This window comes from Neobacillus cucumis, assembly GCF_016908975.1.
GTDB classification, from domain to species: Bacteria; Bacillota; Bacilli; order Bacillales; family Cytobacillaceae; genus Neobacillus; species Neobacillus cucumis.
Map to the genome: position 1 here is coordinate 123,048 of NZ_JAFBEX010000011.1, position 18,629 is coordinate 141,676.

The 18,629-nt window shown below is 40.8% G+C and carries 16 protein-coding genes; 12 read left to right on the plus strand and 4 right to left on the minus strand.

Annotated elements, in window-relative coordinates:
- Positions 1-1,494 precede the first annotated feature (1,494 nt).
- Together JOC76_RS16145 and JOC76_RS16150 are read left to right on the plus strand one after the other, a co-directional pair.
- On the plus strand, positions 1,495-2,658 hold the full coding sequence (locus tag JOC76_RS16145) for a ParM/StbA family protein (RefSeq protein ID WP_205179106.1): 1,164 nt from the start codon (positions 1,495-1,497) through the stop codon (positions 2,656-2,658).
- A gap of 10 nt (positions 2,659-2,668) precedes the next feature.
- A complete protein-coding gene (locus JOC76_RS16150) occupies positions 2,669-3,262 on the plus strand; it encodes a hypothetical protein (protein WP_205179108.1) in 594 nt (197 codons plus the stop codon).
- A gap of 39 nt (positions 3,263-3,301) precedes the next feature.
- On the opposite strand, the gene JOC76_RS16155 is transcribed toward JOC76_RS16150, so the two are convergent.
- Complete coding sequence (locus JOC76_RS16155; protein ID WP_098527673.1) at positions 3,302-3,427, minus strand: DUF4023 domain-containing protein; 126 nt, start codon at positions 3,425-3,427, stop codon at positions 3,302-3,304.
- A gap of 155 nt (positions 3,428-3,582) precedes the next feature.
- Between JOC76_RS16155 and JOC76_RS16160 the strand changes: the two genes are divergently transcribed.
- The gene (locus JOC76_RS16160) at positions 3,583-4,524 is read left to right on the plus strand and encodes a phosphotransferase (protein WP_205179110.1); all 942 of its coding nucleotides are present in this window, start codon (positions 3,583-3,585) and stop codon (positions 4,522-4,524) included.
- 35 nt (positions 4,525-4,559) lie between these two features.
- Here JOC76_RS16160 and pepT read toward each other — a convergent pair whose 3' ends face one another.
- Together pepT and JOC76_RS16170 are read right to left on the minus strand one after the other, a co-directional pair.
- On the minus strand, positions 4,560-5,792 hold the full coding sequence (gene pepT, locus JOC76_RS16165; RefSeq protein ID WP_205179112.1) for a peptidase T: 1,233 nt from the start codon (positions 5,790-5,792) through the stop codon (positions 4,560-4,562).
- A gap of 445 nt (positions 5,793-6,237) precedes the next feature.
- Positions 6,238-7,086, minus strand: coding sequence for a nuclease-related domain-containing protein (locus JOC76_RS16170; RefSeq protein ID WP_239557759.1), 849 nt, complete (start codon positions 7,084-7,086; stop codon positions 6,238-6,240).
- 278 nt (positions 7,087-7,364) lie between these two features.
- Between JOC76_RS16170 and JOC76_RS16175 the strand changes: the two genes are divergently transcribed.
- From JOC76_RS16175 to JOC76_RS16190, 4 genes are read left to right on the plus strand one after another with little or no spacing between them, the layout of a single operon-like run.
- Complete coding sequence (locus JOC76_RS16175; protein ID WP_205179116.1) at positions 7,365-7,988, plus strand: TetR/AcrR family transcriptional regulator; 624 nt, start codon at positions 7,365-7,367, stop codon at positions 7,986-7,988.
- A gap of 17 nt (positions 7,989-8,005) precedes the next feature.
- The gene (locus JOC76_RS16180) at positions 8,006-8,890 is read left to right on the plus strand and encodes an ABC transporter ATP-binding protein (RefSeq protein WP_205179118.1); all 885 of its coding nucleotides are present in this window, start codon (positions 8,006-8,008) and stop codon (positions 8,888-8,890) included.
- A 6-nt stretch (positions 8,891-8,896) separates the two neighbouring features.
- Positions 8,897-9,694 carry an ABC transporter permease subunit gene (locus JOC76_RS16185; RefSeq protein ID WP_205179120.1) on the plus strand — a complete coding sequence of 266 codons (798 nt, stop codon included), beginning with the start codon at positions 8,897-8,899 and terminating at the stop codon, positions 9,692-9,694.
- A gap of 12 nt (positions 9,695-9,706) precedes the next feature.
- Positions 9,707-10,504, plus strand: coding sequence for an ABC transporter permease subunit (locus JOC76_RS16190; protein WP_205179122.1), 798 nt, complete (start codon positions 9,707-9,709; stop codon positions 10,502-10,504).
- Positions 10,505-10,534: 30 nt separating this feature from the next.
- Here the strand turns inward: JOC76_RS16190 and JOC76_RS16195 are convergent, their stop codons facing one another.
- Positions 10,535-11,230, minus strand: a complete 696-nt coding sequence (locus JOC76_RS16195; RefSeq protein WP_205179275.1) for a hypothetical protein — start codon at positions 11,228-11,230, stop codon at positions 10,535-10,537.
- Between the two features lie 144 nt (positions 11,231-11,374).
- Between JOC76_RS16195 and JOC76_RS16200 the strand changes: the two genes are divergently transcribed.
- The 5 genes from JOC76_RS16200 to JOC76_RS16220 all read left to right on the plus strand — a co-directional run bounded on the left by JOC76_RS16200 (position 11,375) and on the right by JOC76_RS16220 (position 18,306).
- On the plus strand, positions 11,375-12,121 hold the full coding sequence (locus JOC76_RS16200; RefSeq protein WP_239557760.1) for a gluconate 2-dehydrogenase subunit 3 family protein: 747 nt from the start codon (positions 11,375-11,377) through the stop codon (positions 12,119-12,121).
- Positions 12,122-12,294: 173 nt separating this feature from the next.
- A complete protein-coding gene (locus JOC76_RS16205) occupies positions 12,295-14,010 on the plus strand; it encodes a GMC family oxidoreductase (RefSeq protein WP_205179125.1) in 1,716 nt (571 codons plus the stop codon).
- Between the two features lie 75 nt (positions 14,011-14,085).
- Positions 14,086-14,439, plus strand: a complete 354-nt coding sequence (locus JOC76_RS16210) for an ASCH domain-containing protein (RefSeq protein ID WP_205179126.1) — start codon at positions 14,086-14,088, stop codon at positions 14,437-14,439.
- A 285-nt stretch (positions 14,440-14,724) separates the two neighbouring features.
- Complete coding sequence (locus JOC76_RS16215; protein ID WP_205179127.1) at positions 14,725-16,458, plus strand: ABC transporter ATP-binding protein; 1,734 nt, start codon at positions 14,725-14,727, stop codon at positions 16,456-16,458.
- On the plus strand, positions 16,459-18,306 hold the full coding sequence (locus JOC76_RS16220) for an ABC transporter ATP-binding protein (RefSeq protein ID WP_205179128.1): 1,848 nt from the start codon (positions 16,459-16,461) through the stop codon (positions 18,304-18,306).
- Positions 18,307-18,629 lie beyond the last annotated feature (323 nt).

The window sequence follows — 18,629 nt, forward strand, 5'->3', positions numbered from 1 at the left end:
TCCTCTCCTGGAGGTCTTACCCGATTCACTAATAAACTTATTAATTCTAATGGTAACCTCAACCTTCAGAGGTATTTTTAGATTGGGAATGACCTAATTACCCTAACTTTTTCTAGGTGCCTGACACCATTATTCTTAATTGCAAGTTAAAAACCGATCCAATCATATTAGGAAGAAGAATGTCGAAATTTAAGTCGGTTTGCAATATTGCACTTTAATAAAACAATTAATAATGGTCAATCTGCGAGTTTAAGTAAGCTAAGGGTAAAGGAGATCAGGGGCAGCCAATTAGATAAGGAGACTGGATTGGTAAAAACAATAATTGGTAATTTCTTTAAGGATGCTGATTCAGGGGCATGCTATCAGCCCTTTTCCTTTTAGATGCTCCGCCTCACAATGGGAAGAAGGTGATTTTTTTATTTCAATTTCCCTTGGTGAGAGATATATGTTTACTAGTATACGGTGGATGTTTACTTGTAAACTTATGGTATACTTTCTGTTTACATACTTGCATACAGGTAAACAAATCAGTACACAAGTTGATATAAAGCCATGTAAACGATATGTGTATTCATGTTTACAGAATTATACACATTGCTGATAATATGTAAAAAATGTGTTTTAGCAGAATGACAAGGTTTAGTTCATATGAAGTAAAGTCGGTCTTGGGATAAAAGATATTCCAGGAAGGGTCCAGAATAACTAGGTTGAAAATTGTTGGGTGAGTTTGGGATTCATGAAAATATAAAAGGAAGTAAAAGGGACTTTCGAATAGGTGATCTTACTGCCTAGGTGCATGAAAACGGACTGGATTGAGGTCGGAGGTAAAAGGAATCACCTTGACTAAAATAGAAAAGGGTTTGCTCGATGAAGGAGGTTAAAGTATTTCAACTCCAACCGGTGAACTATTTTCGACATCTACTATATAATTATAGTGGTTTGGATATTGCTATGAGTTTATTTAGCTAAATAGATTGTTAGAGGCGACTGAATGTAAAATTTAATGACTTTTGTATGGTGAGATATAGCTGAGAACTTGATTAGCTATCAACATTCAGGTGCATAACTTATGATATTCCATTTTAGTTATCTGTCTCATCGACTGGTGAAGGAAATTTTTTTTGTAAGAATTTTTCTCTATCAGAAAGATATGTTTACTTGTATACAAAAACGTAAACAAAACTGTTTACAGGTATACAAATTTGTAAACAGTTTTGTTTACGAGTATACTTTTTGTAAACGTTAAGTTTACCAGAATGAAATACAAGTAAACAAAATGGTATACATGTTGATATAAAAGGATGTGTACTGTGTCGGTATTCTTGTTTACAAAAAAGTATACAATGGTGGTGGTAAAGTTTACGAAATGTTTACTTTTTTACACTTTTATTTCTGTTCTAAAAGTCCCATTGAAGAATCTTACAATTTGTTTTAGTCTAATAGATACAGAGATTTAATACATAAAACTCTTAAAACTGAAAGGGAATGATATATATGACTAAATCTAGAGTTGCAGCAATAGATGTAGGTAATGACTCCATTAAGGCTATTTTCGGAGAATTAGATTACGAATTGAATATTCCTAATATTATCGCTCGTGATACAGAGGACCGCCCTGTTATCGGGATTGAAGAACTTGATAGTAAAGATCCACTAGATGGTATTCATATCAAAGTCCACTCCCCTGCCCTCAAAGAGAACAACGTTATTTACCGTGTTGGTAATTTAGCAACCAAAACGGATAATGCAACCGAATTAGACCCAGGCAGCAGCAAATCAGAAGAAGATCAAACGCTAATCATGCTTCTTGCGACTTTAGCATTGGATGCAGTGCAACAAACTGGCTTTCCAAAAATTAAAAATGTGATTGATGCTTCTTATACATTGGGAACTGGTCTTCCACTTCGTGAAGTAAAGGAAGGTAAGGATGCAGGATATCGCTCAAGATTGGTTGGAAATGTTCACCAGGTTGAATTTTTAGTGACACCGAAATACCAAGGACTAAAGGTTAATATTAAATTTAATGAAGTTAAGGTTTATCCGGAAGGATTTGCCGCATATATTAATCTAGTAATGGACAACAATTCAAAGATCATTAACAAGGATTTAATTGATAAACGTATCTTAATACAAGATATTGGCGGATTATCAACTGATATCGCCGTGATTAAAAAGCGTAATGTTGATGATGATAAGGCGCAAGGTTTTAATCTTGGGGTTTCAGAATCATTAGAAGCGATTCGTGAGGAAATCCGCAAAAAGCACGGTGTTGAACTTGACAGCCGCCGTGATGTAGTTGAAATCATTACAAGAAAAAATGATCGTAATCATATAATGGTTAAAGGAAGCCGGACAAGCGTTCATGATATTACGGACCGTATCTTACTTGATTTAGCCAAAAAGCAATATCGCTTGTTACGAAATGTTTGGCAAAAAAATTCTCAGACAGAGATCTGCTATTTTGTCGGCGGTGGGTCCCATGTCTTAAAAGATTACATCAAAACCTTAAATAACAATTTAGATGGTTATAATATTGAATTCTTTGAAGACGATAAAGAAAGCATTTGGATGATGGCTAATGCGTACTATAAGCTAATCATGGATTTTGTGAGAAAATCGGAGAAGCCTAAAGAACCAGTACCAGTTAAAGCGAACTAGGTGAAATTGTATGAAAAAAACTTCCCAAAATGAAATTAAGAGAGGCCAAGCAATCTCCTTCCGTGTCCCTTCTGATGCGCCTGACCATATTGTGAAGCATTTGCAAAGGTTAAAGGAGACAGAGCGGAGAAATTTCTCCAGTTCCATTGCAGAGTTTGTTATGCAAGGGGTAAGTCAGTCTTTTTCACGTGAAAAAGAGACCATTACTATTCCTCTGCCTAAGAGGTTAACAAAGGTTCAGCGGGATTGGTTAAAGCATGAACATTCTGAAGCAATGCTTGGCAGTATTCTCTATCAATTAATAGCTGATCCGGTCCGGGCCACTTCTTTATTAGCCTCGTTGAATAGTAATTCTTTAGATTTGGATGAGGCCTTATACCTTCAGGAAAATCTTTCATCTGTGCCCATTCCAGCCTCAGCTGGGCGGGCTGAGCTCTCAAGCTCTATGGAAGAGATTGCGGTCGGTTTGGATGATTTGGACGACGACTTAAGTTCATTTGACTGGGAAACTGCAGAGAAGCCAGAGCAGCCTGAAGAGGAAAAAGAAGAGGATCTAGATCCAGATGATCTTCTTGGTGGTTTTTTGGCTAATATGAATAAATAAAACCGGAGCCCCGCCTTGCATAAGACGGGGCTTTCCTGATTAATGCTGCTTATTCGGTAATTTATAACCTTGATGTCCTTTACTTTGACGTTCCTTATTGTCTTTGTCCTTTTCTTGTCTTTCATGCAGCTTTTCAACAAACTCATGTGTTGTATTGTCTTCCATAATTTAAAACCCTCCTTTTAAAAATGAACCATAGTTAGTCTGCCCTAACGTTTGGGCAATATGTAATGAAAAATGAGATATAAACTTACACCTAAGGAATACATATAAGATATGGTTTTTTTAAAACTATGAATATATGAATAGGTGGTGGGCCAATGGGGCTGCCTGCTGATATTGTCCTTGGAAATGGATCCCTTAATGAAGCGCTAATTTTAAAAAGGGAAATCCTTTATAAAGGAATGAACGGCCGATTTGTCGAAAGGTTTTTTCTGTCTCCAACTAATAGTTATATTTTTAAACCATTGACCAATAATGACCAGTTAGGAAAAGAAGTCTGGATCCATGATCATATTCTCCCGCAATTTCCTGCCATCTATCCTAAGATTATTTCCTACAAAATATGTGATGAACCTGAATTGAATTGGATGATATTAGAGGACCTCGGGACACTCACCCATGAATTTAATGAAACAATTGGTTTAGAAGTCATTAAATGGATGGCTTGGTGGCATTCCATCCCGATTGAAAAAATAAAAGATGTTCCGACCACGGCATTAAAGCCAAAATTTGAAGACATTATAACCGATGTCTGCTGTTTCAAGGGTGAATTTCTACATCAACTTCCTGAACTGGGATTGGAAAGGAAGTCCATAGAGCATGTTTATTTGCTGCTAGAGAAAAACAAACTCTCAAATCGGAAAGTTTTATCCCATGGAGATTTACATTTAGGCAACTATTCAATAGTTGGAGATGAACTAAAGATTTTGGACTGGGAACATACACATTTAAATATGCCCTATTGGGATTTGTATCACTTAATTGATATGTCACATCCGCTTTTTCCGAAAAGGGTAACACAAGAGCATCGGCAGCAACTTTTGAAAGAATACGTTGACAGGGTAACTTTTGAATTGGATTGTGGCTTGTTTATGAGAGAGTACCATCTTTTTTCGGCCATCTTCTCTATTTGGATGATTGGACTAATTAAGAAGGATCTGCAGGCGAGTGAGCGTAAATGGCCTGAGGAGCAATTGAATAGGCAATTGGGGGAAACGGTTGTAAGCTTAAAGCAGTGCGCTGAGGCATTATTTTGCTAACCCGAGGGATAGGTCCCTGGGTTAGCTATTTTTGTTTAAGCTTTTTGTTCTGTTAGTTTGATGATTTCAACGATGGTCTGGGTTGCTTTAACCATGTTTTCTACAGAGATAAATTCAAACTTTCCGTGGAAATTTTCTCCGCCTGTAAAAATATTAGGTGTTGGGAGACCCATAAATGACAGCTGTGAGCCGTCTGTGCCACCGCGGATTGGCTTGGTGATTGGCTTAATATCTAGGCTGACCATCGCTTCATGGGCGATGTCGACGATTTCCTTGACCGGTTCAATTTTCTCTCGCATGTTATAGTATTGGTCTTTTAGTTCAAGCACGATTCGATCGGAGCCGTATTCGGCTTGCAAGACACTGACAATATTCTGTAGTGCCGTCTTGCGGTCATTGAATTTCTCACGGTCGTGGTCACGAATGATATAATGCAGATTCGTTTGCTCAACATCACCGTTGAATGCGAGTAGATGATAGAATCCTTCGTATCCTTCGGTATGTTCTGGTGCTTCATGCGGCGGAAGTTTGCTATGTAGTTCCATGCCAATTTTTATAGAGTTAATCATTTTGTTTTTGGCTGAGCCTGGGTGGATGTTGCTTCCATTGATAGTGATTTTGGCTCCAGCAGCGTTAAAGCTTTCGAATTCTAATTCGCCGAGCGGACCGCCGTCCACGGTGTAGGCATATTTTGCATTGAAAGCTGCAACGTCGAACTTATGTGGACCTCTGCCAATTTCCTCATCCGGTGTGAACGCAACGCGGACCTTACCGTGTTTGATTTCTGGATGCTGGATGAGGTATGCCATTGCGGTCATGATTTCTGTAACGCCAGCCTTGTTGTCTGCGCCAAGTAGTGTGGTGCCGTCTGTTGTGATTAGGGTGTGCCCTTTGTAATCCGGCAGGCTAGGGAATTCTTTTGGTGACAGGATGACGTTTAGTGCTTTGTTTAAGACGATCTCACCACCGTCATAGTTTTCGACGATTTGCGGGTTGACATTTTTCCCGGTGAAGTCGGTGGCGGTGTCAACGTGGGCAAGGAAGCCGATGGTTGGAACGTTCTTGTTGGTGTTGGCTGGCAGTGTCGCCATTACATAGCCGTTTTCATCGATGGTGACTTCTTGCATGCCAATTTGGTTGAGTTCGTCTACTAACATACGTAGCAGCGTCCACTGACCTTCGGTTGATGGACATGTGTCGCTGTTTTCATTTGATTGGGTATCTACTTTTACATAGGAAGTAAATCTTTCAATGAGCTCATTTTTCAATTTTGCTGCACTCCCCTATTATAGAGTTTTTGTGAATCATGAATATCATATCACTTTGAGGAGGTGGATACACGTTCTTGAGGTATTTTATATAGGTTCTACTCTTGAGATTGGTGATTATCCTTGGATGTGAGCCGTTTACTCTCGTATGAGAGCTGCTTCCTCTCGGATAAGAGCGGTTTACTCTCGGATAAGCAGTCAAAACTCTCGGATAAAGGTTAAATACTCTCGAGAAGAAAACATACTCACGTATGAGAGCGGTTTACTCTCGGATAAGCAGTCAAAACTCTCGGATAAAGGTTAAATACTCTCGAGAAGAAAACATACTCACGTATGAGAGCTGTTTACTCTCGGATAAGCAATTAAAACTCTCGGATAAAGGTAAAATACTCTCGAAAAAAAGCATACCCTATTAAAACTAGGGCATGCTTTTCTAAAAACATATCTACTCAAACATAAAATACGTCCTATCTTTAAAATTCCCCTCAAAACGCATATCCATACTCTTTAAAATTCGAATGGCAGTATGAATATCCTCCACCCCCAAAAACTCCCGACACTCCCTGTTCGTAATACTCCTCTTATGAATCAAAAACCATTCCCGCAACGTTCGCTCATGGGCGAGATGATCCTTGGCGTTGCAAAATGGACAAACCCAGGTTCGAGGCAGCTTCACCATCCCACTCCTACCGCATAACAAACATCTAACTCCAGGCTTAAAATCACTAAAAGGAATATGATAAGTCTCACAAATAGGTTTGGGAATATACATCTGGTGGCTGTTAATAAGCTCCGTTGACAGCCAATGAAAAGTATCTAGATCTACCTTCTGTTTCTGCCGTGGAATATTTTCCAGGTATGAAGGAATCAAGTTGGGAAATAAAATCTTTGTTTTCTTAGGGGGAACCGCCACAATTTGTTTCGGGAAAGCTAAGACAACGGCACCGTAAAGGGGAATCGTGATGTTCCGGCTCCTTAGCCAGTCGGAAAGTAACTCATAATTTCGCTCCAATTGAACCACTGGACTATCAAACCCATCCTTATGTCCATCCTCCCTAGTCCTAATCAATTGTGGAGGATTGTCCTTAAACTCTAAGGTCCCACCAATATTTTTAACCTCTAACACTGCGCCAAACCAGGGACTTAACGTAAATGTATCTATTTGAAAATCAGAAGTGGGAGACAAATCATGAAAGATGTGGGTGTCAAATGAAAAGGAGTACTTGCGAAGGACTTCAGCAACACGTTCTTCCCCACCTATTCCCGCTTCAATAGATGCTTGTTTAGATGCCAAAAGGGGTAAAGCGGAATGACCACTGGGAAGGCGGCTTTGTGCGGAAACTAAACCTTCTAGCTTCAATGAAGGATCACGACTTTTAAGACAAATATAAAACACCTCCTCTCAAACTACTTGCATCGTAACACATCCTCCTTACGGTAACTATTCTCCTTGAATCAATTTCATATTTTTGTAAAAAATATAGCCTATCCACCCATTGACCAGAGTAGTCAACGGGATTATAATAACTCCATTGACTGATGTGGTCAACGATTTAAAGGGAGGCTGCGCCAGTGTTCGAAAAATTTTTCAACCTAGACTCGGAAAAACAGGACCGAGTAATCAATGCTGCCATAAAAGAATTTGCCCAGAAAGGATATGATAAAGCGTCAACCAATGAAATCGTGAAAGAAGCCGACATTTCTAAGGGATTGCTTTTTCATTATTTTAAAAACAAAAAACAGCTGTTCTTATTCCTATTTGACCACTGCATCCAAATCATTACCGATGATTTTTACAAAAAAATTGATCTAACAGAGACCGATTTTTTCAAACGAATCAGGGAGGCGGTCTTAATCAAAATGGACCTGCTTGCGAAATACCCTGACATCTTTAAATTTATTGAAGAAGCCTATATGGATGATGCCGACGACATTAAATCGGAAATTGGGAAAAAAGTGAAGGAATTAACGGAGATTAACTTCGGAAAGATTTATGAGGGTATTGATTTTACCAAGTTCCGAGAGGATATCGATATTCAAAAAATCTTAAAGATTATTACCTGGACGTTTGAAAAATTGAGTGAAGAAGAGCTGAACAAAGCAAAGATGTTACCCAATCATGAGATTGATTATCCTGCGATTCAGCAGGAAGCAGAGCAATACTTCAATGTCTTAATGAAGGTGTTTTATAAATAAACAGGGGGGCAGGAACCATGAATGTGATTGAAATTAACAACCTAACCAAGACTTATGGCAAGTCAAGAGGGATTACGGATATCAGTTTTCATGTGGAACAAGGGGAGATTTTTGGCTTTATTGGACCAAATGGTGCCGGTAAATCGACGACGATTCGCACGCTGCTCTCCTTGATTTATCCAACAAGCGGCAGTGCCAAGATTTTTGGAAAAGACTGCATTCAGTATGCACCGGAAATCAAAAAGGAAATTGGTTACCTGCCTTCTGAAGTTTTTTACTATGACAATATGAAGGTGAAGGATCTCTTAAAATACTCCGCAAGCTTTTATAAAAAGGACTGCAGTAAGAGAATCAAAGAGTTAGCGGAAATAATGGACCTTGACTTGAATAAAAAAATTGATGATCTTTCCTTGGGAAATAAAAAAAAGGTAGGGATTGTTCAAGGACTGCTTCATGAACCAAAGCTGATTATTCTTGATGAACCGACAAGCGGGCTGGATCCGTTAATGCAGCAAAAATTCTTTGAATTGCTGGAAGAGGAAAATCGGAAAGGCGCTACGATTCTTTTTTCCTCGCACATTTTGAGCGAGGTTCAAAGACTATGCAATCGAGTAGCGATTATTAAAGAGGGCAAGATTGTTACGGTAGAAAAAATAAGTACCTTACAAGAAAATAATTATAAAAAGTTTAAGGTGGAGCTGAAATCGTCCCTGGATTTGCAGTATTTCAATATCAGCGGTGTTAGTAAATTGGAGGCTAAGGGGAATGTGGTCAGCTTTTTATTTAAGGGGAATATTAACGCGGTGCTGCGGAAGATAGCGGAAATGGAGGTTGGTAATCTCTGGATTGAGGAGCCGGATCTGGAGGAGATCTTTATGCATTATTACGAAAAGGAGGCTTAGGAAACGATGAATATATTTTTTCATGAGTTAAAGGCGTATCGAAAATCGACGCTGATTTGGACCTTTTCGTTAATCATGGTGGCGTTGTTGTTTTTGTCGATGTATCCCTCCTTTGCTAAAGATGCAGATGAGTTTAAAAAATTGTTAGCCGGCTATCCTTTAGCGATGCGAAAGGCAATCGGACTTAATTTGGAAAATATTTTTACGATATTGGGTTTTTATAGCTATGCCTTAACGTTTACGACTATATGTGCTGCGATTCAGGCAATGAATCTAGGAACAGGTATTGTCAGCAAAGAAGTTCGAGAAAAAACGGCGGATTTCCTGTTAACAAAGCCGGTTACCCGCACACAAATTTTGACTAGTAAACTACTGGCTGCCTTTACGTCCCTGCTTTTTACCAATATCGTCTATCAGATTGCCGTTACCTTCATCGCTTTTCAAGTTAAAACGGAGGAGTATAGTGTTAAAAAGCTAATGTTGTTGTCATTGACGATGTTTTTTATTCAATTAATCTTTTTGAGCATCGGTATCATCATCTCGGTGATTGTCCCGAAAATCAAGTCGGTCCTCACGGTGTCATTAGCAACCGTGTTTGCTTTTTACTTTTTGGGTGTGATTAGTGAGACATCAGGTGATGATGTAAAACGGTATATATCGCCGTTTAAATACTTTGATCACATCTATATTATGAAACACGCAAACTACGAAGAACCATTTCTCATTGTCGGCGCCATCATGGTCGTAGCAGCGATTGTGGCTAGTTATTTTATCTATGCTAAAAGGGATATACATGCCGTTTAGGGGGATTCGATTATGAATATATTTTTAAAGGAATTAAAATCCCATCGTAAATCGCTCATCTTTTGGAGTATTGGTGTGTTTCTGATGGTCTTATCCGGGATGAATAAATATGCTAATTTGTATTCTTCTAAACAATCGATGAATGACTTGATGGCGGATATGCCTAAATCCTTGCAGGTGATTATGGGGGTCGGCAGATTGGATCTTTCGAGGGCAAGCGGCTATTATGGTATGCTATTTGTGTATTTACTGTTGATGGCGACGATTCATGCGGCGATGCTTGGAGCTGGAATTATCGCAAAAGAGGAGCGCGATAAGACGTCAGAGTTTTTATTTGCTAAGCCTGTTTCGAGAACAAACGTTATTACCGCCAAATTAGCTGCGGCCTTGTTTAATATTGTGGTCTTTAATCTAGTCACACTTGTTTCGTCGATGGTCATAGTGGCTAAATATAGCAAGGGTGAAGAGGTAAATAGCGATATAAGCATACTGATGGTGGCAATGTTTATTTTGCAGCTGTTGTTTATGATGATGGGCAGTGCGATTGCGGCATTTAAAAAGAAATCGAAGAAGGCAGCTTCTTTGTCGGCGGGCGTTCTTCTGCTTACGTTTATTTTGTCTGTCGTGATTGATTTGAATGAGAGTATGAAAAGTTTGAAGTATTTGAGCCCGTTTAAATATTTTGAGGCAAAAAATGTGATGTATGGCGGCGGACTGGAGCCAGTCTTTTGTTTTATTTCCTGTCTATTAATTGTCGCTTTTACAACCATAACCTATCTGTTTTATAAAAAAAGAGATTTAACTATATAAAGACCGGGGGGATTTCCTCCGGTCTTTTTATTATTTTTCCCTAGCCATTTTGATCAGTGTATTCATATCGCTTGCGAGCTTTGTATAGTTGGTCTGATCTGCTTTGATATTTGCTTTGATTCCATCTATTAGCGGCATGGCTTTGGCATTCGTAATGGTTAAGATTTGAACTTGGCCGTCAAAGGCTTTGGTCATTAGGTCTTTCGCTTTGTCTAGGTTATCGTCGGTATTAAGTTTATCGGCGTCTACCCCATCCAGATTCCCTTTGCCAGAAAGTCCGGAAGTGTTGGTTAATACTTTTTGTTGCATTTCATCGTAGCGTGTAGAGGTGGTTGCGGCTTGCGCTCTTGCAAGGATTACGGTGTCGTCAAGGACAAATACCTTAATCCCTGGAATTCCTGCTGCAGAAAGCCGTGATTCTAAATGGGAGGATATTCCTCCGTCATGAAGGCTAGAGCTTCCAATTAAGCTGTAGACATTGGTCCCCAGCCCATTGGTTGTTTGACCGTTGGCATTGGTCGTTTGTTTCTTGGCTCGATCAACACTTGGAATCACGTTTGGATTATTAGTTGAACCGTGGACATGGCCATTTCCTTTTGTATTTAATGACTGGTCATGAAGCTTTGCGGCATCGACCTGGTTTTCTCGCTGCTGCATGGAGCACCCAGTCAGAACGAGAAAAGAAATCATAACCGGAGCATAGTAATTAGTCCAAATTCTCTTCATTTTTTTGTCCTCCTTTTTTTTATTAATTTTTCTCTTACCTTTTATAAGTATGAATGGTTTATTTTGGAACATAATAATCGCAAAGCAGGGATATTTCTGTCATTTTTGGATGAATGTCCAAACAATACTCTGGAGGTGCACATCTTGGTTGAAAAAAATAAAGAAAATCCAGATTCAGTATCTAGAAGGTCTTTTCTTCGTAACGCGGGTTTAACGGTTGGCGGACTAGTCGTTGGTGGTAGTATCGGTAGTCTATTCCCACGGAATAAAAATGATGGAACCACAAAAGTTACCGAGACCACGAAAAGTGAAGATTTAAATCAAGCTCTGATGTATTTCACGAAGGAACAATTCCTTGTCATTCAAGCGGCAACAGAGCGTATTTTTCCCGAGGATGATCATGGACCAGGTGCAAAATCTCTTGGTGTAGCTTATTTTATCGACCATCAATTAGCAGGCTATTGGGGTTTTAATGGCCGTGAGTATATGCAGGCCCCCTTTTATCCAGGTGAAAAAGTTCAGGGATACCAGGGGCGGTTAAAGCGAAGAGAAGTATTTGATATAGCGATTCGTGAAATTCAAAACCACAGTAATGCTGTCTACAAAAAAAATTTCACGGATCTAACAGAAGAAGAACAAGATGCCATTCTTACAGACTTTGAGGGCGATAAGGTGAATATTACAACGATTTCTCCAAGTGGTTTTTTCCAAATGCTGCGAAGTGTCACTTTAGAAGGTGCCTATAGCGACCCGTTATACGGGGGAAATTTGAATATGAATGGCTGGAAGATGAAGAATTACCCAGGCAGCCAGATGGCATATGCCGATATTATTGATAAGGACTTTAAAAAGATAGCACCACAAAGTCTAAAAAGCCACATGAATCAATAGAAAAGCGGAAGCGCCTTGCTCAGGGGCGACAGGCGTAAGACGAGCCGGCGAGAAGGCTGCTCTTTAGCCTTCTTGACGGATTGCCTTACGACCCCGAGCCCCTAGGCGCTGCAGCTAGCCAATAGAAAAGTGGAAGCCATATAAAATTATTTTTATAAAAAGAAGGTGGAGTTATGGCACGAAAACTGCCAAAAGTAGATGTTGTCATCGTGGGTGTTGGTTGGGCAGGAGGAATTATTGCCAAAGAACTGACCAAAAAGGGATTAAAAGTTGTCGGCTTAGAAAGAGGAAAAGAACGAAAAACAGAAGATTACTATATGGTTCATGATGAATTACGCTATGCCCTGCGCTATGAGCTCATGCAGGACCTGTCACGTGAAACCATTACCTTCAGGGGCAATGAAAAAATACGAGCTCTTCCAATGCGGCAATATGGTTCGTTTTTGCTCGGGGATGGGCTTGGCGGATCTGGCGTACACTGGAACGGGCAAACGTTCCGCTTTTTGCCCTATGATTTTGAGATTTATAGTAAGACCGTCGAGAGGTATGGCAAAAAGAAAATTCCAGCCGACATGTCACTTCAGGATTGGGGCATTACATACGACCAGCTTGAGCCCTATTACGATCGATTTGAGAAAACAGCGGGCATATCAGGAGAGGAAAATCCACTTGGTGGAAAACGGTCTGATAAATATCCGACACCACCCATGAAAAAGACACCTGCGATTCAGATGTTCGAAAAGGCAACGAAAAATTTAAAGCTTCATCCGTATATGATGCCATCAGCTAATTTATCAGAGTCTTATAAGAATCCTGATGGAATCCAGAGGGCTGCTTGTCAATATTGTGGTTTTTGTGAGCGTTTTGGCTGTGAATATGGCGCCAAGGCCGATCCGGTTGTCACCGTGATTCCAGTTGCCAATAAAACAGGGAACTTTGAAATAAGAACCCATTCGAATGTAAGACGAATTTTAAAAACGGGTAATAAAGCGACAGGTGTCTTATATACAGATGTCACAACCGGTGAGGAAATTGAGCAGCCTGCAGATATAGTGGTCGTAACAAGCTATGTATTTAATAATATCCGCCTTCTCTTAATGTCGGGAATCGGTAAACCATATGACCCTAATTCGGGAACCGGTGTAATTGGGAAAAACTATGCCTACCAAGTAATTAAAGGGAATGCGATTGGCTTTTTTGATGACAAGGAATTTAGTACCTTTGCAGGAGCGGGTTCACTGGGAATGTTGGTTGATGATTTTAATGGTGACAACTTTGACCATAGTAATGTGAATTTCATTCATGGCGGGATGATTTCATTACAGCAAACCGGTTTAAGGCCGATTCAGAACAACCCTGTACCAGGAGGAAAGCCAACCTGGGGGAAAGAATTCAAGGCAAATTCCGTGAAATATGCTAATCGCTTTTTAACGGTTGGCTCTCAAGGTTCTTCGATGCCGTTTAAGCGACACTTTCTCGACCTTGATCCCACCTATAAGGATGCATTTGGCGATCCGCTTATTCGAATTACCTTTGACTTTGAGGAACAGGACCGGCAAATGTCTAAATACCTTGCAGGTAAATGTGCCGATATTTTAAAGGAAATGGGTGCCAATCATATTGATACGATGAAAGATTTAGGTCCATATGATATTACTACTTATCAATCCACCCATAATACCGGCGGTGTCATTATGGGGGCTGATCCGGCGACCTCTGCTGTCAATAATTATTTGCAAATGTGGGATATGGATAACCTATTTGTCATCGGTGCATCGGCATTCTCGCACAATTCTGGCTATAATCCAACTGATACGGTCGGAGCTTTTGCTTACCGTGCCGCAGAAGGAATACTTAAATATCGGGATAAGGGCGGACAAGTGGTGTAAGCAGTGCTTGTTGATAGATTTACCTGTGCAGATAGTGTTAAGATGAAAAAATAAAATAAAGGGAGAGATATGCATATGACCGAACAGAATGAAAACGCTGTACTTCCACCGAAAACCTGTTCCATTGAACGGTTGGTGACGGTAAAAGCAGATGTGGAGAAGGTATTAGCAGGAGAAAAAACAGCAACACGCCGAAATGGTCGCTATGCCGACCCTGGTGAAATCATGACACTTGAGGGTCGCCAGTTCGTCGTCGAAAAAGTATATTCACAGAGCTTGGGCGAATTAACAGATGATGATGCCCGCCGCGAGGGCTTCAACACGGTTGAGGAGTATAAACAATCGATCCTTTCCTACCACCCTGGGATGCCTTGGCTGCCGCAAATGCGTGTCTGGGTTCATGAATTCCGCCCAGTAGAAGCTGAATAAGAAAAGCGCAGGCGCCTTGGTCAGCCCCGACAAGCATAAGACGCTCCCAAAACGAAGGCGTTTTTTGCCTTCGTTTTGGGAGTGGCTTATGACCTCGAGGGGCTAGGCGCTGGAGCTAGACAATTTTCAAAGTCAAAATTTAAACTTTCTTATCATAGGAAAACCAAAATGGTCCATTTATTGTAAATGGACCATTTTGATTTTATCATGCTTAAAAATTGTTTTATTACGGGAGTCGAAATTATAATAGGTTTATGAAAGTTTGCAGATAGATTGGGTGAGATCATGAGGTTTTTATCTAAATACGCAAAAAAATATTGGAAATCGTTTAGCATTGCTGTCCTGTTTCTCACCTTTGAGGCGATAAGTGATTTGATGCAGCCAACCATTATGGCCAAAATTATCGATGTAGGTGTGGTTCACAGGGATATTCATTATGTCTTAAAAATGGGCGGTGTGATGCTCCTGATTACGGCAGTCGGTGCCATTAGTGCGTCTACTCGCAGTATTATTGCCAGCATCGTCTCGCAAAATTTTGGCACCGAATTGCGCTCCGATTTGTTTAGAAAGATTCAAACCCTATCGTTTAAAAATCTGGATAAGTTTAACCGCGCCTCATTGATTACTAGATTAACAAATGATGTCACCCAAATGCAGGTGTTCGTGAATGGATTGATGCGGATTTTCGTGAAGTCGCCGCTGCTAGCGATTGGCGGACTCGTAATGGCCACGCGTCTTAATCTGCACCTCTCTGTTGTCCTCGCCGTGGTCGTACCGATTGTAGCCTTATTAATCTTTCTTAACCTGCGCCTTGGGTTCCCGCTTTTTTCGAAGGTTCAACAGGCTTTGGATCGGGTGAATTCCGTTATGAGGGAATATTTATCAGGTGTGAGGGTCGTCAAAGCTTTTAACCGTTTTGATGTCGAGATTACTAAGTTTGCCAATGCTAATGACCAGTTTAAAGATCAATCGATCGCCGCAGGGCGACTAATGGCAACCTTCAGTCCAGCGATTATGCTGACCGTGAATCTTGGGATTGTCGTTGTCCTTTGGATTGGCGGGTTGGGGGTGGAATCCGGTAATATACAGGTCGGGCATATCATTGCCTTTACCAATTATATGACGCAAATTCTCTTTTCACTAATGATGATTTCAATGGTATTTAATATGTTTGTCCGAGCAAGGGCTTCTGGCGGCAGGATTAATGAAGTCTTTTTACTAGAAGACACTTTCCTGCACGAAACGGAGGCGGTACCGCCTCCGTACGGTCAAGAAACAGGCCGGATTGATTTTGAGGATGTCACGTTTTCCTATGAAGGAACAAGTGGCGAGCCCGTCTTAAAAAGGATTAATTTAACGATTCTGCCGGGGGAAACGGTCGGGATCATTGGCTCAACCGGTTCTGGAAAAAGCACCCTCGTCGGATTAATCCCCCGTTTTTATGAGGTAACAAGTGGGATGATTAAAGTCGATGGTCAGGATATTTCACAGCTTCATCCGCAAACGCTTCGAGAAAAAATTGCGATTGTCCCGCAAAAAAATATTCTCTTTACTGGGACGGTAGCTGAAAATATCCGATGGGGAAATGAAAATGCCACGGACGATGAAGTCAGGACGGCTGCAGCCATTGCCGGTGCAGATGATTTTATCGCGGCGTCACCGGAAGGCTATGCAACAAGAATTGGCCAGGGCGGCGTGAATTTTTCTGGCGGGCAGAAACAGCGGCTTTCAATTGCTAGGGCCTTGGTGAAAAAACCAAGTATCTTAATTTTGGACGACAGTACGAGTGCCGTTGACGTGGCGACTGAGGCGAAGATCAAAGCGGCTTTGAAAAAATATGCCCAAGGTCTTACCTGTTTATTGATTGCGCAGCGGATTACTTCGATTATGGATGCTGATAAAATTGTCGTGTTGGATCATGGTGAAGTGGTTGGCGTAGGTACGCATAGTGAATTACTTGCGGAATGTCGTATTTACCAGGAAATCTATCAATCACAGATGGGCAAGGAGGTTTTGTAAATGTCCAATGCAAATGAAACAACACAAACTACCCCTCCTCCCCTACGACCTGGCGGAGCCAATCGCTTTCGTGGTCCTGTTGTGAAACCAAAAAACTTTAAAGGAACACTAAAGCGACTGTGGTATTATTTCGGCAATGAGCGAAAGATGCTAAGCTTGATATTCCTTTTTATAATTGTTGATGGCGTCCTGATGCTCCTTGCCCCGTATTTAATCGGAAAAGCGGTCGATGCGATGAGTCTGAATCAAGGAAAGGTCAATTTCACGATACTTGAAGTCACCATTATCGTGTTGACCAGTGCCTATGTTGCCGATGCAGCATTAACCTTTTTGCAGGGCTGGCTGATGGCTGGTGTGGCGCAAAGGGTTGTGAAGCGTCTTCGTGAGGCGATCTTTCAGAAACTGCAAAAGCTGCCGGTATCCTTTTTTGATTCGCGGACGCATGGGGAATTGATGAGCCGCTTATCAAACGATGTGGATAATGTCAGTAATACGATTTCTCAGTCCACTACACAGTTAATGTCCGGAGTCATCGTAATTGCTGGATCGTTAATCATGATGATTATCTTAAGCCCTATTTTAACGTTAGCAAGTTTAATGACCGTACCGCTTGTTTTTTTCCTAACCAAGACGATTGCGAAACGGACGAGTGTATTTTTTAAAGACCAACAAGTAAAGCTAGGTCAATTAAATGGCCATATTGAAGAAACGATCTCCGGTATTGAAGTCGTGAAGGCCTTTAATCATGAAAACCAGGTGATTGAAGAATTTGAAATGGTTAATACCAAGCTTCGTGATGTCGGCCTTAAGGCGCAAGTCTGGTCTGGCTTTTTAATGCCAATCATGAATGTGATTAATAATTTTGGCTTTGCGATTGTCGCGGTTATTGGCGGCGTCTTGGCTGTAAAAAGTATCGTAACAGTTGGGGCGATTGCGAGCTTCATCACGTACTCCCGGCAATTTGTCCGTCCGTTAAATGACCTGGCGAATATATTTAATATCCTACAGTCAGGTGTGGCAGGTGCTGAACGTGTTTTTGAAATCATGGACGAACCAGAAGAGCCAGTCGATGCAAAAGAAGCCGTTGAACTGCAACATCCGCAAGGTCATGTGGTGTTTGAAAATGTTAGCTTTGGCTATCGCCCGGATGTCCCGATAATAAAGAACGTTAATTTTGAAGCAAGTGTGGGCAGCAGTACGGCCTTGGTAGGTCCGACAGGTGCAGGAAAAACGACGATCGTGAATCTATTGACGAGGTTTTACGATGTCACCGAGGGACGAATACTGCTGGATGGACATGATATTCGTGACTATACAAGGGATAGCTTGCGGAAATGTTTTGGGTTTGTCTTGCAGGATACGTATTTATTTTCTGGGACGATTAAGGAGAATATTAAATACGGTAAACCTGATGCTACTGATGAAGAGGTCGTGCAAGCTGCACAAATGGCCAATGCGGATGTGTTTATTAACCGTCTGCCTAATAAATATGAGACGGTTTTATCAGAAAATGGCGGAAACCTTAGCCAGGGCCAACGGCAGCTGTTAGCGATTGCCAGGGTCATTCTTGCGAGACCGTCACTGCTGATTTTAGATGAAGCGACCAGCAGTATTGATACAAGAACAGAGCTTCATATTCAAGAGGCGCTGCTTAAATTGATGGAGAACAGAACTAGTTTTATCATCGCGCACCGCCTAAATACGATTCGGGATGCTGATAGGATTATGGTGATCGACAATGGGCAAATCATTGAAAAAGGCAGCCATGAACAGTTAATGAAAGCAAAAGGTCGTTATTATCAAATGTTTTTTAATCAGTTTAAAAATGTAGAAGGAGCACTTGATTAGGGTAACACTCCCAGTTGGGGATAAATAGTAGAAACAAAGAGAATTCACTATCGAACAACGGACCTCTTTAAGTTGCAAAATAACAAATCACAACAGAAAAAAGGGTACAAAATCAAAATGATTTTCGTATCCTTTTTTTATTGAACTCTCAACCTTTTTTAAATCACATAGTGGCAAATTATCATCGGTTGTATCCGAAGTCTGGGCATCTTCGGACAGAAGAAGGAAAATTATCATCAGCCGTGTCCGAAGTCAGAATATCTTTAGACAGAAGAAGGCAAATCTCATCGGCCGTGTCCGAAGTCAGAGTATCTTTGGACAGA